Origin of the sequence: Paraburkholderia sp. PREW-6R (assembly GCF_039621805.1) — a bacterium.
In the GTDB taxonomy this organism is placed as follows: Bacteria; Pseudomonadota; Gammaproteobacteria; order Burkholderiales; family Burkholderiaceae; genus Paraburkholderia.
In genome coordinates this window covers 1,667,059-1,687,443 of record NZ_CP155073.1, presented here as the reverse complement: position 1 = coordinate 1,687,443, position 20,385 = coordinate 1,667,059, and the positions used below count along the sequence as shown (strand labels likewise).

Here is a 20,385-nt window from a genome sequence, read left to right as displayed (position 1 = left end):
ACGAAGTGGAACAGAACAGCGGGAGTGGGCGGGGCAAAGTCGCGGTCATCACGGGCGGCGCAATGGGCATTGGAGCGGATGTGGCAGAGCGGCTCGCGCGCAGCGGCTATCACGCGGTGCTCTCCGACATCAATCGCGGTGCGGCAGAGGAGACGGCCGGCAAGTTGCAGGAGCAAGGCCTTTCCGCGTCCGCGGTGGCAATGGATGTGGGCGATGCCGCGTCGATCGCCGAAGGCTTCGCCGTCATAGAACGTGACGCTGGCCGGTGCGACGTGCTCGTCAACTGCGCGGGCATTGCGACGATCCTGCCATTCATCGACTATCCGCTCGATGTATTTCTCAAGACCATGCAGGTCAACGTGACCGGCACGCTGCTGTGCGCGCAGCATGCCGCCCGGATGATGAAGCCCAACGGTTGGGGACGCATCGTCAACATTGCGTCCGTGGCCGGCATGCGTGCGGTAGGAACGGGGCGAACCGCGTATGGGACGTCCAAGGGCGCCGTGATCGCGCTCACGAGGCAGATGGCGGTCGAATTGTGCGAGTACGGCATCACGGCCAATGCGGTGTCGCCCGGACCGGTCGATACACCCATGACCCAAGTCCTTCATTCCGCCCAGTTCCGCGAAGAATATTCCCGTGCGATCCCGATGAAGCGCTATGGCACCACGTCCGAAATCGCTGCTGCGGTGTGCTACCTCGCGTCCGACGACGCCGGCTATGTCACCGGCGTCGTGCTGCCCGTGGACGGCGGCTTCCTGTCGTGGGGCGCGGGCGCCGTGTGACGCTGCCGTACTGGCTGGTCCGCGCGACTCGACATGTTGCGCCCGCAACCATTCAAAACAGGCGAGCAACAGGCGAGCGGTAGTTATACGGATATAGGCCGGTTTTATATCCTCTATTGTGAATTCGTATTTGTAGCGGTTATGTCGAACTCCTTATACTTTTTTTCACAGAAGGAGAGGAGCGTCGTGCGTGGGCAATCACGCTGAAACACGACGCCGGCGAAACATAACCCGTTTTACATGGATCAGGAGACACAGCATGTCCGCGCAGGCACAGACAATCTTCATCGCAGGCGAATGGATGGGCGCCGAATCGGCGCAGGTGATCGACGTTCGCTCGCCTGCAGACGGTGAGGTATTCGCCGCGATCTCGCGCGGTGGCCAGCACGAAATCGATCACGCGGTGGCCGCCGCGCGGCGCGCGCTCGACGGTGCGTGGGGCACCATGGCCGGCTTTGAACGCGGGCGCATTCTGACGAGGCTGTCGGACCTGATTCTCGCCAACAGTGAAGAACTCGCGCAACTCGAAGCGCGCGATACGGGCAAGCCCATCACTCAGGCGCGAACCGATATCAAGGCCACCGCGCGCTACTTCGAGTTCTACGCCGGCGCGGCCGACAAGGTCCTCGGCGACGTACTGCCGTTTCTCGACGGCTATCAGGTCACCGTGCAGCGGGAAGCGCGCGGTGTGGTCGGGCTGATCATTCCGTGGAATTATCCGGCGTCGATGTTCGGCCGCACGCTCGGACCCGCGCTCGCCACGGGCAACGTCGCGGTCCTGAAGCCGGCGGAAGATGCAAGCATGAGCTGCATCCGCCTGACCGCGCTCGCCGCAGAGGCGGGCTTGCCGGCCGGCGTGCTGAACCTCGTCACGGGTCTGGGCGAAGAGGCGGGCGCTGCGCTGTCCCGGCATCCCGATGTCGACTTTCTGTCCTTCACCGGTTCGCCCGAGGTTGGCACGCTGATCCAGACGGAGGCCGCGAAAAACCACGTGCCGTGCGTGCTGGAACTGGGTGGCAAGTCGCCGCAGATCGTTTTCGACGACGCCGACTTCGAGCGCGCCGCGCAAACCATCGTCGGCGTGATCGTACAGAACGCGGGGCAAACGTGTTCGGCCGGCAGCCGTGTGCTGATTCAGCGCTCGGCGTACGACCGCTTCGTGAAGATGCTGGTAGAGCGCATGGCCGCGATTCGCGTGGGCGCGCCGGCGGCGGACCTCGAATGCGGGCCCGTGATCAACAGCACTCAGGCAGGCAAGGTGCAGGGCTTTCTCGACCGCGCGGGCGAAGCCGGGATCGGCGTGCTGGCGCAAGGCAAGCTCGATGCGAGCGCCGCGCAATCCGGCTATTACGTGAAGCCAACGTTATTCGGCCCTGTACCGTCCGATCACGAACTGGCGCAGGACGAAGTGTTCGGCCCGGTGCTCGCCGCGATTCCATTCGACGACGAAGCCGACGCGATCCGTATCGCCAACGGCACGCCTTACGGCCTTGTCGCGGGCCTGTGGACGGAGAACGGAGCACGCCAGATGCGCGTCGCCAAAAAGCTGCGCGTAGGGCAGGTCTTCATCAACAACTACGGTGCGGGCGGCGGCATCGAACTGCCGTTCGGCGGCGTGAAGCGCAGCGGCCACGGGCGCGAGAAAGGGCTCGAAGCGCTCAAGGAGTACACGGTGGCAAAGACGATCGTGTTGCGCCACGGCTAACGCCGATTCGGGCCTTCGCCGCGATTGCCGCGATTGCCGCGATTGTCGCGATTGTCGCGACCGCGCCGGCTACAGCGACGGCATTCGCGGCTGCCTCACCCGTATCTACGCTTCACTCGCGAAAAGATCAGAACCAGGAGACCAAACCGGATGACTGCCGTTCCAGAGTTTTCCCGCGCTGCCGTGCTGCGCGAATTCAAGTCGCCGCTGCGGATCGAAGAAGTCCCGGTGCCGCCGGAGACCGAAGCGGGCGCCGCGCTCGTGAAGATCGAGATGTGTTCGATCTGCGGCACGGATGTCCATTTGTGGCAAGGCTCGTTGTCGTTGAAAGTGAACCTGCCGGTGATTATCGGCCACGAGATGGTGGGACGTGTGATCCGTGCGGGCGTGGGCGTCGCCACCGATTCCGTCGGCACGCCGCTGAAGGTCGGCGACCGCATCGTGTACACGCATACCTCCTGCGGCGGCTGCTATTTCTGCACGACTGCGCGCAAGCCAACATTGTGCACGAACCGTCGCGCGTACATGTACGAGAACATCGAACAGGCGCCTTATCTGCTCGGTGGCTTCTCCGAATATGGCTATGTGCTGCCACAAGCGGGACGGCTGCGCGTGCCGGACTCGGTGCCCAATGAGCTGGCGAGCCTGTCGAGCTGCGCGTTGCGCTCGGTGATGAACGCATATTCGCAACTCGGCGAGATCGAACCGACGGACACGGTGCTGATTCAGGGCGCGGGACCGCTCGGCCTGCTGGCCACCGCCAATGCGCGGGTGCGTGGCGCGAAGAAGATCATCGTGGTCGGCTCGCCTGCGCCGCGTCTTGAGATGGCAAGGCTCTTCGGCGCGGACGTCTGTATCCCGGTGGAAGGCACGACGCCCGAGGAGCGGTTGAACAGCGTGCTTGCGCAAACCAGCGGTCGCGGCGCGGACATCGTGATGGAATTCACGGGCGTGCCTGCTGCGTTTGCCGAAGGACTCGCGCTCGCGCGCAAAGGTGGCCGCTATCTGGTGGTGGGGCAATTGGGCGAGGCCACGACCACGATGCAACCGTCGATGATCGTCAAGAAGAACCTGCAGGTGATCGGCTCGTTTTCCGGGGATGCGCGCAGCTATTCACTCGCGTTGCAGTTTCTCGAAGCGCATCAGCATGACTTTCCGTTTCACCAGATGATTACCGGCCGCTACAAGCTCGACGACGTGAATCTCGCACTTACGCGCATGAAGAACTTCGAGGAAATCAAGCCGGTGATCATGGTTGAATGAGCGTGTCACGACACGGCGATAGCGTGGATCGCATCGGACCCGGGTTTCGCAGCAATCATGGAAGCACGACGCAGCCGGCAGGTGAACAGGACGGGCAGCAGACGCACCGGACCCGCCGGACGCATCCGAGACACGACAAGTACAACAAGTACGAGAAGCACGAGAGGCTCGGTAGACACGAAAAGCAGGAAGGCGGGCGAGCAGGGCAGGCTTTTATCGCAACGCGGACAACATGCCGACCCATCGGCAACCTATAAAGGAGACAACAATGGCTTTCAATCGTCGCAGCTTCCTCGTTGCCGGCGCGGGTTCGGTTGCCGCTGCCGCTGCATCGGGCCTCGCCGGTGCGCCCTGGATCAGACGGGCGCAAGCCGCTGAGTTTTCCTACAAGGTCGGCACGGACCTGCCGGCATCGCATCCGTTGAATGTGCGCATTCAGGAGGCGGCGAATGCGATCAAGAAAGAGACCGACGGCCGCATGGAAATCCGCGTGTTCCCGAACAATCAGTTGGGCGGCGATCCGGACATGTTTGCGCAATTGCGGGCCGGCGCGCTCGAGTTCTTTACGCTGTCAGGGGCGAACGCGTTGTCGTCGCTCGTGCCGAAGGCGGCGATCTCGGGCGTGGGCTTCGCGTTTAAGAACTATGACCAGGTGTTTGGCGCGCTCGACGGCGAACTCGGTGCGCACCTGCGCGGGCTCATTACCAATGCAGGTCTGGTCGTACAGGACAAGGTGTGGGACAACGGCTTTCGTCAGATCACGAGCAGCGGCAAGCCGATCAGGTCACCCGGCGACTTGCAGGGCATGAAGATTCGCGTGCCGCCCGGGCGTCTGTGGATTTCGCTGTTCCGTGCGCTATCTGCGGCACCGACTTCGATCAGCTTCAACGAGGTGTATTCCGCGTTGCAGACGAAAGTCGTTGAAGGTCAGGAAAACGCACTGGCCGTGGTCGAGACGGCCAAGCTTTATGAAGTGCAGAAGTACTGTTCGATGACAAGCCACATGTGGGACGGTTTCTGGTTTCTCGGCAATCGCACCGCATGGGAAAAGCTGCCGGCAACGGTGCGCGACAGCATATCGAAGAACCTCAACGCGTCCGCGCTGCAACAGCGTAAGGACGTGGCACAGCTGAACTCGTCGCTGCAGAAAACCCTGGAGGGCAAGGGGCTCGCGTTCAACCAGCCCGATATGGACGCATTTCGCGACATGTTGCGAAAAAGCGGCTTCTATGCCGAGCAGAAGCAGTTCTTCGGCGAAGACGAATGGGCGCTCTTGGAAAAGGTAACCGGGAAACTGGCATGAGAACTCACCTCGCTCAGTCTTTCGCACAGGCAACCGAGAACGACGCCGCGTCGAAACCGCTACCCTCGGCGCCGCACTGGCTGGCGGTGGCCGACCGCGTGCTCGGGTTGATCGTCGCGGTGCCGGCGGCCTTGCTGGTGCTGGCGGAAATCGTGCTGCTCTTTGCGGGCGTCTGTGCGCGGTATGGTTTTCATCGGCCGCTCGTCTGGGGCGACGAGCTGGCCGGTATTCTCTTTCTCTGGCTTGCCATGACGGGCGCGGCCACTGCGCTGCATCGCGGCGCGCACATGCGGATGACGGCGATCGTCAACCGCTCGGGCGCGAAATGGGCCAACACCTGGGACGTCGTCGCGCTCGTGGCCAGCATGATGTTTCTTGGCCTGATCGCCGCGCCCGCCTACGCGTATATCCAGCAACAGTGGATGATCGTCACACCCGCGCTCGAATTCAACGACGGCTGGCGCGTCGCCGCGATGCTGTACGGCACCGTCGTGATGCTGCTGATGTGTGTCGTCAAATTGCTCGCGCTCGGCTGGAAGCCGGCGCTTGTCGGCGTCGTGCTGTCCGCGCTCGTGGTCGCCGGCCTCGACACGGCGGGTCCGTTGCTGCAGTCGCTCGGCAACCTGAACCTGCTGATCTTTTTCGTCGGCGTGGTCGGCTTTACCGTGCTCAGCGGCATGCCGATCGCGTTCTCGTTCGGCCTTGCGGTGTTCTCGTATCTCACGCTAAGCACGTCGATGCCGCTCGAAATCGTCGTGAGCCGCATGGACGAGGGCATGTCGCAGCTGTTGCTGCTCGCCGTGCCCATGTTCGTGTTTCTCGGCTTGCTGATCGAAATGACCGGCATGGCGCGCGCAATGATCAATTTCCTCGCGTCGCTGCTCGGACATGTGCGCGGCGGTTTGTCGTACGTGCTGGTGGGCGCGATGTATCTGATCTCCGGGATTTCCGGTTCCAAAGCCGCGGACATGGCCGCGGTCGCACCGATCCTGTTCCCTGAAATGAAAAAGCGCGGCGAGCGGCCCGGCGAACTGGTGGCGCTGCTGTCCGCCACGGGTGCGCAGACCGAAACGGTGCCGCCCAGCATCGTGCTGATAACGATCGGCTCGGTGACGGGCGTGTCCATTTCCGCGCTCTTCACGGGCGGCCTGTTGCCGGGTTTCGTGCTTGCGCTCGCGCTATGCGCACTGGTGTGGTGGCGCTCGCGCAAGACGCGCCCGGCGTCGGCCAAACGCGCCTCGCTGCGAGAAATCGGCACGACGCTGCTGGTGGCCATTCCGGCGCTCGCGCTGCCCGCCGTCATTCGCATTGCGGTAGTGGAGGGTATTGCGACGGCTACCGAAGTGTCGACCGTCGGAATCGTGTATGCGACGCTCGCCGGCCTGCTGATTTACCGGCGCTTCGATCTCAGGCGCATCGCGCCGATGCTCATGGAAACCGCGGCACTGTCCGGGGCGATCCTCATCATCATCGGCACTGCAACGGCGATGGCGTGGGCGCTGACGCAGTCCGGCTTTTCGCACAGTCTCGCGGCGTTCATGGAACATCTGCCAGGCGGCGCGGTGGCGTTCATGGCCGTCTCCGTACTGATGTTCGTGCTGCTTGGCAGCGTGCTCGAAGGCATTCCGGCGATCGTGCTGTTTGGCCCGCTGCTCTTTCCGATCGCGCGCGAAGTCGGCATCAACGAGGTGCAGTACGCGATGGTCGTGATTCTCTCGATGGGACTCGGCCTGTTCTCACCACCGTTCGGCGTGGGTTACTACGGTGCTTGCGCGGTCAGCAAAATTCATCCGGACGAAGGCATCCGCCCGATCATCGGCTACATGGTCGCGCTGTTTATCGGGATCGTGGTGGTCGCCGCGGTGCCTTGGATTTCAACGGGCTTTCTCGCGCGTGGTTGATCCTGAATCGAAGCCGTATGGATGGAAATGAAAAACGGCAAGCCGGATGGCTTGCCGCCGCGCTTTGCGCCGTACCAACCGCAGTACCAACCGCAGTACCAAGCGCCGGACTAACGGCCTTCTTACTAACGGCCTCACTAACGGCCGCACTAACCGGCGCTGCGCCCCACCTGCGCCACAACGAAGTAATCCGCGCCACCCATTTGCCCACCCTTGAGGGCGATCTCCAGATCGCGCAGATGCGGCCTGGCTGAAATCACCCGGCACAGCGGTGCGCCTGGCGTGAGCCGCGCGTCGATTTCCAGCGCGTCGGGGCCGAGCACCTGCGTAACCATGCTCGACGTGTCGCCGCCCGACAGAATCAGGCGACGCAGCGGCACCGCCTGCAAAATGGCTTCGACGATCGCACCGAGGCGTTGCCCAAGCAGACGGCCGCCCTGATGCTTCGCTTCATCGCGGCTCAAACCGGTTTTCGTCAGCGAATCGATCATTGCAGCCACACGTGGGTCCTGTGGTCCGCGCGCGGTGTGCATGACGACGCTCTGGCCCGAGCGCAGCGCAATGCTCGCGCGATCCACGAGACGCTGCAACGCGTCGTGCCACCGTGTGTTGTGGACAAGTTCGCACGCGTCGACGGCGAGATCGGTGAAACCTGCAGCAATGGCCGTGTCGATCTGCACGGCGCTCAGCGGCGATGCGCTTCCCGACACGGCAAGAATGGGTGTGGCGGGTGCGCATTCGTCGTATGAGCGCGTCACCGCCGGCAGTCGTCCGGTTTCAGCCCACCATTGGGTCAGCGCGTATTCAACACCCGAGGAGCCCACCGTGAACGTCACCGGCGCGCGCGCTGACATGGTTTCAAGCAGGCGGCCCACTTCCGTGAGATGCCCGCTATGCGCCGTATCGAACAGGAGGCCCGCGGGTTTGTCTGCGAGCGCGGCGTCGAGCGCACGATCCACTGCGGGCCTGCCGCCTTCGAACTGCGTGAGGTTGAAGCTTGCGATCCGCAATTCAGTCTGCCGGTTGAAATGGCGGATCAGGTCCGCCTCGTCCATTGGCGTGACCGGATGCACGCTCATGATTGGATGCCGGTCGATCCGATAGATCTGGCCGTCGGTGCCCGAACGCGCGAACAGGTTGCCGAACAGGCAGTAGCGCAGCAACGCCGGGGTGCCCGCCACGATCGGAATCGTCGCATCGCCGAACGTGGCGCGCGCAATCTCCATCACATGGCCGATACTGCCGATGTTGGGCGCGCTGTCGAACGTCGAGCACACCTTGTAGTGAACGAGCGGCGCGCGCAGCTCGCGCATTGCGCTGAAAACGGCAGGCAACGCGTCGTCCATTTCCGTGGGCGACATCGCGCGGCTCGCGCCTGCAATGCCGATCGCGTCGAAACCGCCAAGCGCGTCGAGTTGCGCACGCGTGGGCGCTTTCAGAAAGAGCGCGCAACGCAGACCCGAAAACGCGAGGACTTCGAGCGCATCGGTCGAGCCAGTGAAATCGTCGCCGTAGAATGCAATGCGCAAATCCCTGCTCTTGTCCTGCTGCATGCTCAGATCGCCTTGAAGTGTGAAAGGGCCGCACGCAGCGCGGGGCGCGTGCGCGCGTAGTCTTCGAGGCTCACGCCTTCAACCGCAGCCTCCCAGCCTTCGCGCATACTGGCAACGCCCGCCGCGATGCCTTGCGGATGTCCAATGATGCCACCGCCCGCGAGATGCATCAGGTCGACGGACTTCAGCATGTTGAAAAGATCCGGCGCCTGTCCCGCCCATTGCCCGGACGAGAACACGGGCATCAGCGGCGAAAGCCCCGCGAACGGCGCGAGACAGGCGCGCGCCGAGGTGATCACCGATGCGTCCGGCTCCCAGAATTTGCTACGAATGCCGTTGACGTGCACATGATCGATACCGGCGAGTCGCCACAGCTTCTGATACGCGGTGAACGAAAGGCCCAATTGCGGACAGCGTGTGAATGCGCCCCATCCGTTGCGGTGCCCGTGAATCGGCAACTGCGCGTGCTTGCGCAAATGTTCGAGCCCGGCAAAGCCTACCCAGTTGATGCTCGCCATCACACAGGTGCCCCCTGCGGCGAGCACGGCGTCGTGGCGTTTGAGCAGGTCGTCGACACTGCCGGAAATATTGATCGCATACATCGGCATGCGTCCCATCCGGTCCGCGTGACGCTTGAGCACCGGCATCACGGCATTGAGCCGGGCGTCGAATGATGCGTACGTCGGGTCCGCGAGCAGTTCGTCGTCCTTGATGAAATCGATGTCGGCGGCGCACAGGTCGTCCACCATCTCCGCGGTCTGCTCGGGCGTCAGCCCAATACTCGGTTTGATGATCGTGCCGATCATGGGACGGCCGTACACGCCAGCCGCTTCGCGCGTGCCGGCAATGCCGAAGCGCGGCCCTGGAAACTGGCGCGCGTAGGTGTCGGGCAGATCGAGGTCGAGCAGTTTCAGGCCAGTTACTTCGCCGAGTTCGAACAGATTGCCGGCGATCGTCGCGAGCAGGGTCGGCAGGTTGGGTCCGACGTTGTCCACCGGGAAGGCAATCTCGATCTCGCCGCGGTAAAACACGTTCGCCTTCTCCTTGCGTTCTACAAAGGCGCTCGCGAGCGACGGCTCGAAAGCGGGCGGCAGCGAATCGACTTTCAGCACGCGTGCGCGTGCACGCTGTTTCAGTGCTTCCGTTTCGCCAGGCAGTGACAGGAACGTGCCGCTCGACTGCTCACCCGCAATCACTTCAGCCGCTTTCGCGATGGGAACCGAGCTTTCGACGAAATAACGCGCGGTGAACTCGGCGCGCGAACCGGAAATAGGGGATATCACTTGGCTCATTATCTGGCTCGTTGTCTGCTCGTTGTCTGCTCTTTATCTCGCCTGGTTAGCAGGCCGTTCCGGCCCAGTCGCGCAGGCCGGCGATTCGCGCCGCACTACGTTTTTCATGGCGAATGGGAGGTGCACGCCGTTCGCGACGAACGTCTGCGTGGCATGACCGAATATATGATTGACCCGAAAAACCATCAAACGATATGATTTCCCGCAGTACTGCGAAAAACTCACAATAGAGAGACTGCACCGGAAAATGCTTCCGGCAAGGAACCACTCGTGCCACGACCATCACTGAACGCATTGCGGGCTTTCGAAGCCACGGCGCGCCTGCGCAGTTTCGGCGACGCGGCGGAAGAATTGTCAGTGACACACGGCGCGATCAGCCGTCATATCCGCTCGCTCGAAGACACGCTCGGCGTGATGCTGCTGTTGCGCAACGCGCATTCCACCGAACCCACACCCGAAGGCGCGCGGCTCGCCGAAGGCCTTTCGCGGGCATTCAATCTGATTCAGGCGAGTGTGGAGCAGGTGAGACCCGGGCCGCTCACGCTATCGTGTTCGGCGTCGATCATGATGTACTGGCTGCTGCCGCGACTCGGCAAACTGCATCGCCGGCATGCGTCTCTCGAAGTGAGCTTGAACACGGGATCCGGCGAGATCGATTTCACGCGGGAAAACATCAGTGTCGCGATCCGGCTGGATACGATCAAGGCGCCGAGAGATGTCGAGCCCCAGCCGCTGATCGACGAATGGATCGGCCCGGTCTGTGCGCCCGAGTACCTGCGCGCCACGATGATCAAGGCGCCCGACGATCTGAACCGCGCCCGTCTTCTCGCTACCAATACGCGACCCGGCGCGTGGCAGGACTGGTTCGATTCCGCGCAGCTGTCCGCCATGAAGCCGTCTATCGCCGAATCGTTCGAACATTTCTATCTGCTGATTCAGGCAGCCAAATGCGGGCTCGGCATTGCAAACGTGCCGCGCATGCTGGTGCGTGATGAACTCGACTCGGGCGCACTCGTTGCGCCGTTCGGTTTCGTGCCGGGTCCACGCAAGCTGGTGCTGTGGGTCGCGCCGCATCTGCAGACGCGGCCGCAAACAGTTGCGCTCGTCGAGTGGCTCGGCGCCGAGTTGCGCGACGCCGAGGGCGCGCCGGCCTAGATCGCCGTGCCGCCGTCGGCGTTATACACGTGACCGGTGACGAACGACGCTTCTTCGGATGCAAGGAAAGCCACCACAGCTGCAATTTCCGCGGGTTGCGCGCCGCGGCCCATTGGCGTGGCCGCATAAATCGTATCGATGAAGCCCGGCGGTTTGGTGTCGAGCTGGCGGCGCACGAAATCCGTCAGGGTGAATGCAGGGGCGACCGCGTTCACGCGAATGCCGGAGCGCGCGAATTCGCGCGCAAGCGACTTGGTCAGCGCGATGACCGCGCCTTTGGACGTTGCATATGCGGCGGTGCCCAGCATGCCGCCGCCTTTCTGACCTGCAATGGAGCTCAGATTCACGATCGAGCCGCTCTGCTGCCTCAGCATTTGCGCAATTGCCTGCTGGCAGCACAGCCACGTGCCCATCGTATTCACGTCCATCACTTTGCGAAATTCCGCGAGCGGAATCTCGAGAAACGGCCGGGCGCTTTCAAGGCCGGCGCTGTTGACGAGGGCATCGACGCGTCCCCATCGGGACACCACGGTTTCAATCATGGCCTTGACGCTGGCTTCGTCGGCGACATCGACCTTGACGGGCATGGCGTCCAAGCCCTTCGCGCGGATTCGTTCTGCCGCGGCGGCGGCGGGTTCCTCGCGCAGATCGGCGATGGCAACACGATAGCCGCGGCCTGCCAGCAACTGCGCGGTCGCTTCGCCAATGCCGCTCGCGGCGCCGGTGATGAGGGCAACTTTTGTCTCGTTCGTCATTTTTCTGGACCTGCGTAGGTGAGTGGCTGCACAAGATGGCCGGAGGAGGTCGGTTCCGACTATAGGGCCGCCGCGCCGCGCAGATCAAACGAAATGATTTCTCGCTGTCGCGACGAAAACTCACTTTAGGTCCGAGCGCCTGGGTTTGGATGTTTGCCTTCGGTCGCTTCGGTTCGAACGCTCGGGTTCGAGCCCACTAGTCGCTTACGTGCAGCGACGCTACTGACGCGGTGCGAGGTGGCCTGGCTATAAGCCGATCCTATAGCGGGTAGGCAAAAACAGTATTTCCTCTTCACTCCGATCCTTCAGTACATTTGTCGTTCACGCATCGGATCAACGTCCGCGTAGGGGTGAATGCGCGGACGATCTACAACATGGGGACGCCAACATGACTCTTCCTCTCGACGACATTCTCGTCGTTTCGATCGAACAGGCGATCGCCGCGCCGCTCGCGAGCCGTCATCTGGCTGACTGGGGCGCGCGGGTCATCAAGATCGAACGTCCGGAAACCGGCGACTTCGCGCGCCACTACGACACGGTCATGGAAGGTATGTCGAGCCAGTTCGTGTGGGTGAACCGCTCGAAGGAAAGTCTCGCCATCGACATCAAGACCGAAGCCGGGCAGGAAACGCTGGAGTCGCTGCTTGCGCGCGCGGACGTGTTCATCCAGAACCTCGCGCCCGGTGCCGCGCGCCGTCAGGGGCTCGATGCGCGCACGCTGAGCGAGCGTTTTCCGCAACTGGTCGCGTGCGATATCTCGGGGTACGGAGCGGATGGACCTTACGGCAAGAAGAAGGCCTACGATCTGCTGGTGCAATGCGAGAGCGGTTTTCTGTCGATCAACGGCACCGAAGAGTCGCCCGCAAAATGCGGCATTGCGATTGCCGATATCGCCACCGGTATGTACGCGTTGAACGGCATTCTGATGGGATTGCATCAGCGCGCGCGCACCGGCAAAGGCATGGCGTTCGAAGTTTCGCTCTTCGATGCGATGACGGAATGGATGAGCTACCCCGCGTATTACGCGCGCGGCACGGGTCGGCCGTTGCCGCGCACTGGTGCACGCCATGCGACGATCGCACCATACGGGCCTTTCACGGCTGGAGACGGCGGCAGCATATTCTTCGGAATCCAGAACGAACGCGAATGGACGAGCTTTTGTGGGACCGTGCTGGATGATCCCGCGGTTGCCGTCGACGCGCGCTTCGTGACGAACTCGCTGCGGCTTGCCAACCGCGCGGCGCTCGAGAAGCTGATTACGCGCCACTTTGCGGCGTTGTCGAGTGAACAGGTCATTGCAAGGCTCGATAAAGCAGCCATTGCCAATGGGCGCATGAACGATGTCGATGGACTGCTCAATCACCCGCAAGTGGTCGAGCGCAACAGGTATCGACCCGTCGAAACGGAAAGCGGCACGCACGATCTGTTCTTGCCGGCCGTGACGATTCCCGGCGTCGAGCCGGTCATGGGGCCGGTGCCCGCGGTCGGCGAACATACGGCACGGATTCTCGCGGAACTGGCCGAAGAAAAGCACATCGCCGGACCGGCGCGAGGCACGCGATCATGAGCGATGCGCCCGTGACATCCCAGGCCGTGCGGCCGATGCGCACCGTTCTGGCGGTGCCCGGCCACCGCTGGCGAATGCTGGAGTCCGCAGCGGCCAGTGCGGCCGACGCGGTATTCATCGATCTCGAAGACGCAGTGCCGCCCGATGAAAAAAGCGCCGCGTTGCGCTCTGCAATACGCGCGCTCGGCGAACTGGACTGGGGCGCAAAACATGTCGCCGTGCGAGTGAATGTGGACGCATCGGGCGTACTCGAATCCGAGGTCGTTGCGCTCGCCGGCGACGCGGCGCGGCTCGACGCGATTCTTGTACCCAAGGTCGAATGCACAGCCGTACTGGCACAGACCGAAGCGTTGCTGGACGAACATAGCGGCGCCAATCCACCACTTCAGATCGAGGCATTGATCGAAACCGCTCGCGGGATCGTCAACGTGGACATGATCGCGGCCGCCGGAGGCCGGCTCGCCGCGCTGCATTTCGGGGTAGGCGATTTTTCCGCGTCGATTGGTGCACGCAACGTCGACGTGGGCGGCACGCATGCCGGCTATGCGGTCACGCGCCGCGACGAGATCGGCAACTACGTCACCGCGCCGCTCGACTTGTGGGGCTACCCGATGATGCGCATGCTCGTTGCGGCGCGCGCGTTCGATCTTCGTGCGATCGACGGCCCGTGCGGCGCATTCCGCGACCCGGTGCTCACGCGTTCGCTCGCGTTGAAGGCGGCGGCAATGGGCTTCGACGGCAAGCAGGTGATCCATCCGGAGCAGATCGCCGCGACACGCGCTGCATTCATACCCAGCGATGAAGAAATCCGCGCGGCCGAGGCCACGCTCGACGCGATGGCGCAGGCGGAGGCCGCGGGACTCGCCGCGGTGTCGGTGAACGGCAGGATGGTCGACTACGCCAATGTCCGTATGGCGCAGCGACTGCTCGCGATGGCTGAGCGCGGTTGACGTGGTTGCGAATGCTAGGTCCCGACACGGGGCTTTTGTATCGTCATGTATCAACGGCGGCCGTCCTCGCGGGCGGATTTCACCTGACACTCACACGCAGTCGCGCGCGGGATGCACGCTGATGCTATAGTCCGCGCTTATAGCCTTTGGCGTGGACGCCGGCGCGAATGCTTGCGGCCCGAAGAGCAGGGCTTCGTGAGGGTTCAGATGGACATTCGCCAGCTACGCTATTTCGCTACGGTCGTCGATACGGGCAGCCTGTCCAAGGCGGCAGTGCGGTTGTCGGTGTCGCAACCCTCGCTGAGTCAGCAGATTGTCGGCATGGAAGACGATCTTGGCGTGCCGCTGCTGTTGCGCAGTCCATCCGGTGTGCGGCCGACCGAAGCCGGCATGGCGCTCTACCGGCATGCCCGCACCATTCTCAAACAGTTCGAACAGATGCGCGGCGACGTGCGCCGCGGCGAGCATAGCGAATCGGGCCAGGTGGCGGTGGGTCTGCCCACCAGCATCGCGGCAGTGATCGCAGTCCCGCTGTTCAATCGTCTGCAAGCCGATTATCCGAACATCGAGTTGCAACTGTTCGAGAGCATGAGTGGCTACCTGATCGAGTTGCTCGCGAATGGGCGGCTCGACATGGCCGTGCTGTTTCGCGAGACCGAAACGCGCGGGCTCACGGTGTCGCCGCTTTTCACCGAACATCTGTCGCTATGCGGCGTGCCCTGGGTCGGCGATCCGCACGCGGGCGACGTTGCACTGTCGCTGATAGCAGGCGTGCCGCTCGTTTTGCCCGGCAAGGCGAACGGGCTGCGGCTGCTGATTGAACGCACCTTCGCCCGTGAAGGTCTGGAACTGAACGTCGTCGCGGATATCGATTCGTTGCCCACCATGCTGACGATCGCGCGCGAGGGCAAGGTCGGCTCGATCCTCTCCGGCGCACTTGCACGGCAGCCCGGCGCTGCGCTGCTTGGCCGGCGGATCGTCGAGCCGTCGCTCAGGCGCATGGTCAGCCTGTGCGTGCCGAATGCCGTGCCGCAGAATGCGGCTTCGCGAGCGGTGCAGAACACGATCGAGAAGATCGTCCGCGAGGAGGAGATCAAATGGGATAGGGCGGATTGACAGTGGAATGACCGTCAGGCGCGAGGCGCCGAGCGACCCACATCAAAGCCTGCCATACTCGGTGGTTTCCGTTACTTCCATGCCAACCACTGTGAAGCCCGCCTCCTCCGAGCCCATCGGCTTTAATTTCAACCCGCTCGACCGGCGTTCCGACAAGCGGGACGACCACGGGTTCATCGACACGCTACGCAGCGATCCGGCTGCGCGTTTTCTGGTCTTCGACGGCGACGCGCCCGTGCTCAAACGTCGCGGCGAATATGACCCGTGGTTCGTAGCAAGCGAGGCGACCGCTTTCGGCGAGCCGCGCAACAGCGTTTTCCTCGGCGTGCAAAGCGATGGAAGCGGTCGCTTTGCGCTTGGATTCGCGACTGGGAGCACGTCTGAGTCCGCATTCGGAACCGGGTCTGGCAGGGCACCTGGCAGCGGACCCGGCATCGCGCCGGCTTCCACGGCAAGCGGCGCATCAGCACAACAACAAGCATCGCCGGACGCCGCACATGAGCGCATCGAGCTTCGCCCGCTTGCGCTTGGAGGCCTCGTCGCCGAGAGCGTGCTCGGCATCATGGCCGAGGCAAAGTCGATGCTCGACTGGCACGGCCGTCATTCGTTCTGCGCGAATTGCGGCACTGCGACCCGCGTGGCGGCGGCCGGCTGGCAACGCGTCTGCGATGCATGCGGCGCGCGCCATTTCCCGCGCGTCGATCCGGTCGTGATCATGCTGGTGATCGATGGCGAGCGGTGTCTGCTCGGGCGGCAGCGGCAATTCGCGCCTGGCATGTATTCGGCGCTGGCCGGATTCGTCGAGCCGGGCGAGACCATCGAAGATGCCGTGCGCCGCGAAGTGATGGAGGAGGCTCATGTGACGTGCGCGGAAGTGGTGTACTTCGCGTCACAGCCGTGGCCCTTTCCGTCGTCGCTGATGATGGGCTGTTTTGCACGCGCGAGCGATACCGATATCGTTGTCGATACAACCGAACTCGAAGACGCGAGGTGGTTTTCGCGCGCGCAAGTCGCGGCGATGCTTGCGGGAACGCATGCGGACGGACTGTCGGCGCCCAAGCCGTTCGCGATCGCGCATCATCTGCTTCGGGCTTATGTCGAGCAGGGCGAAGCGGTGCTGCGTCGCGCGGCTTCGTGAAGCGGCTTGGCGGGACACCGGCACGGCGTCCCGTCAATCACCTGCACGACGACTATCTCTGCGACAGCTGGGCGGCAACCGGTTCCAGCGCGCCAGCGTGTTCTTCGATCACTTCGAGCGAGCGCGAGCGCGTTTCGATGCCGAACGCGAAGACGATGAGGCCTTGCAGCACGAGCAACATCGCCACACTGAACGCGACATAGCTTATGCCACCCGCCTGATAGACGAGCAGCGTGATGCCCGGCGCGCAGAACGAAGCAATCCGGCCGAGCACCGCGCAGAAGCCATTTCCCCGCAGACGGTAGCGCGTGCCGAACAACTCGGGAATGTAGCAGGCCACCGCCAAGGCGACGATCGCATACAGGCAGCAGAAAAGCAGGAAGCCCATCACGGCGGCCATCATCGGTGAAGTGGAGAGCGCATAGCTGACACCCATCACCGCGCCGAGCAACGACGCAATGGTGATGCAGCGGCGCCGTCCGAAGCGGTCGGTGCACAGCACGCCGATCGCCGCGCCGACCGGGCCGCCGAGCGACATCAGCATGCTATAGCCGAGCGACGACGACAGACTGAGGCCCTGTTTCAGCAGAAACGTGGGCACCCAGGTGACGAAACTGTAAATCGCGATTCCGATCACGATGGAGATCGTCGAGCCGACCAGCGTGCGCGTCCAGACCTCGCGCGAGAACAGCACGGACAACGGCGGCATCGGCGCGTGTTCCTCGATCGTTTGCGGCTCTTCGGGCGCGCGATAGCCCTTGCCGTGAATCTCTTCCTCGATCCGCGTGACGATCTGGTCCGCCTCGTCGAGCCTGCCTTCGCCCGCGAGCCAACGCGGCGACTCGGGCATCGATTTGCGCGCGACCCATACGAGCAGCGCGCCGGCGCCGGAGACGAAAAACATGGAGCGCCAGCCCCATAACGGAATCAAAAAATAGCCCGTCAACGAGGAAACGAACAGCGCGCTGTTGGTGACGAGGGCGAGCAGCGCCGAATAGCGTCCGCGCTGTCGCGGTGGAATCACTTCGATGAGCGTCGAATAGCCCACGACGATTTCCGCGCCGAGCCCGATGCCCATGATGAGTCGAAGCGCGATCAGCCACGGCATCGACGATGCAAAGCCCGCCGCGATCGACGCCAGCCCGAATACCAGCAGGTTCGCCTGGTACGTGAATTTGCGGCCGAAGCGATCGCCCAGCATGCCCGCGAGCGTGCCGCCAATCGCCATGCCGACAAAAGTGGCCGAGATGAAATAGCCGTTCAACTTGAGATTGGACACGCCGCTATGAACGAGCGCGCCGAGGACCGATCCTGCCAGTGTGATGTCGAAGCTGTCGAAAAACATGCCGGCGGCGATCAGCCATAGCATGCGCCGGTGAAAGCCGCTGATCGGCAATGCGTCGAGCCGCAGACCGATGGATTCCGGTGATGCCATGTCGTCTCCTCATTGATCTTGTGATTCACGTCGCGCCGTGTGATCCGGCGTCAATCGTCTTCGGCGATGAAACGCGGCTGCACTGTGTTCCGGTCAACCGTCGCTCACGCCGTTGCGAGCGGCAGGGCGACCGGTGCCCATTCGCGCAGCGCCATGCCCATCAGCGCGGCCTGGCGCGCTTCGTAAGCCTCGAACGCAGACGAGCGGTGACTGCCGCGCAAGCCGCCGCGCACCGCGCCCGCGCGCACGTCGCCAAAGTACTCGAGCCAGTTCGGGGGAAGAGGCTGCGCGTCGGGAATGGCGAGCCACAGGCGCAGCAGATGGCGCTTTTTGTCCGGCTCGTCGAAGTCGTCGAAACTCGTGCGCGAGTGGATCGTCACGTAATTGTTCAGCAACTGCAGATCGCCAGGTTCCAGCGACATCGAAAAACAGAAGCGCGGGTCGGTCATCAGTTCGTCGAGCAGATCGAGCGCCGCATTCTGCGCGTCGGACAGACGCGGCACGTCGGCGAAATCGTTTTGCGCGGCTACGATGTTCTTGCGGTTCGTGCGCATCGCAAAACAGTCGGAATGATTGCCGATGATCGGGCAGCAGTAATAGGGCGGTTGCGCCGGGTCCTGTGCACCCTGATAGCTGAAATAGAACGGTCCGCGCAGCAATTCGGCCAGATCCGGCCGCACGCGCTTCATCTCGTCGAAAACAGCGATCGAGCTGACCACCTTGCTCTCGCCGCCATGCCTTGCGGCGCGCCGACAGAGCAGGCCGACCACGTCACACGAATCCATGTGGAAGTCGAGCGACGCATTGGTGTTGTAGCCCCGCCCGTTGGTGGCTTTGTAGACGGAGCCGACGTCGCGGACGTCGTTGAGGATATCGCTGGCGCGATTCTGCGTGCGAGCCACGCCGCAGTGCAGGCCCAATCCCCAGTAAGCGAGCCGGGTGTCGTCCTCAGACCAGCGGTCCACGGGAAGACCCTTCAACAGACACATGCCCCAACGGCCCTGCGTCGTGTCGATCGCACGCTTCAATGCTCCGCGAGCCGCGGCATTCAGCGGGAAATCGTCAGGCACCATCTCCAGCAGCGGCCGGCCAACCGTCTTTGCGTGAGCGAGCGCTGCGTCGAATCCGGCGACTTCGTTCGCGCTTAATTGTTGAACCCATGAGGTCTCGGTTTGCGCGTCTGCAGCGAACCACGGAACAGGTCTGAACGTGTGCATGAAACGTTGTCTCCGAATGTTGAAATCCTGTGCGAGTGCGCGGCCGCTCGGGCCTTGCCTGCTTGAAAAAAGTATAGGCTCGGCGGATAGTCAACAAAAGTGACTTTATTTCAATCCGTACATAAGGATTTTTGATGAGGCTCGAAGCTTTCCAGACGCTTGGCGCCGTCATTTCGGAGGGCTCGTTCGCCGCGGCGGCGACCGTGATGAATCTCACGCCGAGCGCGGTGAGCATGCAGATGAAGCACCTCGAACAGTATCTCGGCCAACCTCTTTTCAGCCGGGGAGGACTACACGTGCAGCCGACGGCAATGGCGCATCAGGTCATGGCGGCAATGCGTGACGGGCTGCAGCAGATCGATGCGCTGAAGCGCCGTCATACGGTGGCCGTGGAGGGGACGGTCAGGCTGGGGCTCATCGAATCGATCCAGCCGCTGGTGCTGCCAGGAACGATGCGCGCGCTGCGCGAACGGCATCCGCGGGTGCTGTTAAAGCCGCAGCGGGGGCGCAGCGCGGGACTGATCGTCGACGTGAAGGCGGGCTCCCTGGACGCGGCGGTGGTCGCGCAGCCCGAACGCGGCAGGGTGGCGGGACTCGTCTGGTATCCACTGCTTGAACGCGAGCTTGTGCTGATTGCGCCGCCGCATGAAAAAAGCGGCACCGCACGGGACATGCTCGAACGTTACGACTGGATTCGCTACGACCGCAGTTCGATGACGGGAGCGATGGGCGCGCGACACGTCCGCCGGATGATGCCGGAAAAGCGCAGCACGCTCGAACTCGACAGCGTGACGGCCATCGTCGCCATGGTGAGCGCCGGGCTTGGCGTGTCCGTGCTTCAGATAGTCGACCCGAGCATCTGCGAGCGTTATCCGGTGCGAACGATGCGCCTCGGAGCGTCGCCGCCGACTCTGCAACTCTCCGTGGTGACGCGCAAGGACGATGCCGACAGCCGGCTGCTTCAGGCTGTGCGGGACGCGCTGGGCATTGCGCTGCAGCGGGCCGGGTCGCCGGTCGCGGGCGGGCGGTAGATCGCCGCTTTATCGCAGCCGCTCGGGTCTTGGTTCGTTCATGGCAGGCTCCGCCGGATTGCGCGTCAACAGCATGCGCCTCGGCAGGCCTGAACCGGACATTTCTAACTGGCTCGAACCAGACATTCTCATATTGCTGCTACACACACTGTCGAGGCCAGATTGAAATGTCCGGGTTTGGACTTTTTAGAAATGTCCGATTTTGTGGTTCAGAAATCT

Annotated in this window: 16 protein-coding genes; 11 read left to right on the top strand and 5 right to left on the bottom strand. The window is 63.1% G+C overall.

The features are described 5' to 3' along the window. Window positions 1–5 precede the first annotated feature (5 nt). The 5 genes from AAGS40_RS07280 (at window position 6) to AAGS40_RS07260 (ending at window position 6,957) form a co-directional block, all read left to right on the top strand. Entirely contained in the window at window positions 6–785 is a 780-nt protein-coding gene (locus AAGS40_RS07280) for an SDR family NAD(P)-dependent oxidoreductase (RefSeq protein ID WP_345814175.1), read from the top strand. 259 nt (window positions 786–1,044) lie between these two features. Then, window positions 1,045–2,490, top strand: a complete 1,446-nt coding sequence (locus tag AAGS40_RS07275; RefSeq protein WP_345814173.1) for an aldehyde dehydrogenase family protein — start codon at window positions 1,045–1,047, stop codon at window positions 2,488–2,490. A 150-nt stretch (window positions 2,491–2,640) separates the two neighbouring features. Then, window positions 2,641–3,753, top strand: coding sequence for a zinc-binding dehydrogenase (locus tag AAGS40_RS07270; protein ID WP_345814171.1), 1,113 nt, complete (start codon window positions 2,641–2,643; stop codon window positions 3,751–3,753). Between the two features lie 268 nt (window positions 3,754–4,021). Continuing rightward, window positions 4,022–5,056 carry a TRAP transporter substrate-binding protein gene (locus AAGS40_RS07265; RefSeq protein ID WP_345814169.1) on the top strand — a complete coding sequence of 345 codons (1,035 nt, stop codon included), beginning with the start codon at window positions 4,022–4,024 and terminating at the stop codon, window positions 5,054–5,056. After that, complete coding sequence (locus tag AAGS40_RS07260; RefSeq protein ID WP_345814168.1) at window positions 5,053–6,957, top strand: TRAP transporter large permease subunit; 1,905 nt, start codon at window positions 5,053–5,055, stop codon at window positions 6,955–6,957. Before AAGS40_RS07265 ends, AAGS40_RS07260 begins: the two co-directional genes overlap by 4 nt. A gap of 149 nt (window positions 6,958–7,106) precedes the next feature. Here AAGS40_RS07260 and AAGS40_RS07255 read toward each other — a convergent pair whose 3' ends face one another. Then, on the bottom strand, window positions 7,107–8,510 hold the full coding sequence (locus AAGS40_RS07255) for a four-carbon acid sugar kinase family protein (protein WP_345814167.1): 1,404 nt from the start codon (window positions 8,508–8,510) through the stop codon (window positions 7,107–7,109). Window positions 8,511–8,512: 2 nt separating this feature from the next. Further along, the gene (locus tag AAGS40_RS07250) at window positions 8,513–9,802 is read right to left on the bottom strand and encodes a ribulose-bisphosphate carboxylase large subunit family protein (protein ID WP_345814166.1); all 1,290 of its coding nucleotides are present in this window, start codon (window positions 9,800–9,802) and stop codon (window positions 8,513–8,515) included. A 270-nt stretch (window positions 9,803–10,072) separates the two neighbouring features. On the opposite strand from AAGS40_RS07250, the gene AAGS40_RS07245 reads away from it, so the two are divergent. Continuing rightward, a complete protein-coding gene (locus AAGS40_RS07245) occupies window positions 10,073–10,957 on the top strand; it encodes a LysR substrate-binding domain-containing protein (RefSeq protein WP_345814165.1) in 885 nt (294 codons plus the stop codon). On the opposite strand, the gene AAGS40_RS07240 is transcribed toward AAGS40_RS07245, so the two are convergent. After that, a complete protein-coding gene (locus tag AAGS40_RS07240; RefSeq protein WP_345814164.1) occupies window positions 10,954–11,712 on the bottom strand; it encodes an SDR family oxidoreductase in 759 nt (252 codons plus the stop codon). The genes AAGS40_RS07245 and AAGS40_RS07240 overlap by 4 nt on opposite strands. Window positions 11,713–12,100: 388 nt before the next feature. Here AAGS40_RS07240 and AAGS40_RS07235 point away from each other — a divergent pair, with 388 nt between their 5' ends. The 4 genes from AAGS40_RS07235 (at window position 12,101) to nudC (ending at window position 16,483) form a co-directional block, all read left to right on the top strand. Further along, window positions 12,101–13,279: a CaiB/BaiF CoA-transferase family protein gene (locus AAGS40_RS07235; RefSeq protein ID WP_345814163.1), complete on the top strand. Its 1,179-nt coding sequence runs from the start codon at window positions 12,101–12,103 to the stop codon at window positions 13,277–13,279. Next, a complete protein-coding gene (locus tag AAGS40_RS07230) occupies window positions 13,276–14,229 on the top strand; it encodes a CoA ester lyase (RefSeq protein ID WP_345814162.1) in 954 nt (317 codons plus the stop codon). Before AAGS40_RS07235 ends, AAGS40_RS07230 begins: the two co-directional genes overlap by 4 nt. 207 nt (window positions 14,230–14,436) lie before the next feature. Continuing rightward, on the top strand, window positions 14,437–15,345 hold the full coding sequence (locus tag AAGS40_RS07225; protein WP_345814161.1) for a LysR substrate-binding domain-containing protein: 909 nt from the start codon (window positions 14,437–14,439) through the stop codon (window positions 15,343–15,345). A gap of 79 nt (window positions 15,346–15,424) precedes the next feature. Next, complete coding sequence (gene nudC, locus AAGS40_RS07220; protein ID WP_345814159.1) at window positions 15,425–16,483, top strand: NAD(+) diphosphatase; 1,059 nt, start codon at window positions 15,425–15,427, stop codon at window positions 16,481–16,483. A 52-nt stretch (window positions 16,484–16,535) separates the two neighbouring features. On the opposite strand, the gene AAGS40_RS07215 is transcribed toward nudC, so the two are convergent. Next, entirely contained in the window at window positions 16,536–17,918 is a 1,383-nt protein-coding gene (locus AAGS40_RS07215) for an MFS transporter (protein WP_345814158.1), read from the bottom strand. A 104-nt stretch (window positions 17,919–18,022) separates the two neighbouring features. Continuing rightward, on the bottom strand, window positions 18,023–19,135 hold the full coding sequence (locus tag AAGS40_RS07210) for a TauD/TfdA family dioxygenase (protein WP_345814157.1): 1,113 nt from the start codon (window positions 19,133–19,135) through the stop codon (window positions 18,023–18,025). Window positions 19,136–19,269: 134 nt separating this feature from the next. Here AAGS40_RS07210 and AAGS40_RS07205 point away from each other — a divergent pair, with 134 nt between their 5' ends. Next, complete coding sequence (locus AAGS40_RS07205) at window positions 19,270–20,166, top strand: LysR family transcriptional regulator (RefSeq protein ID WP_345814156.1); 897 nt, start codon at window positions 19,270–19,272, stop codon at window positions 20,164–20,166. Window positions 20,167–20,385: the final 219 nt, after the last annotated feature.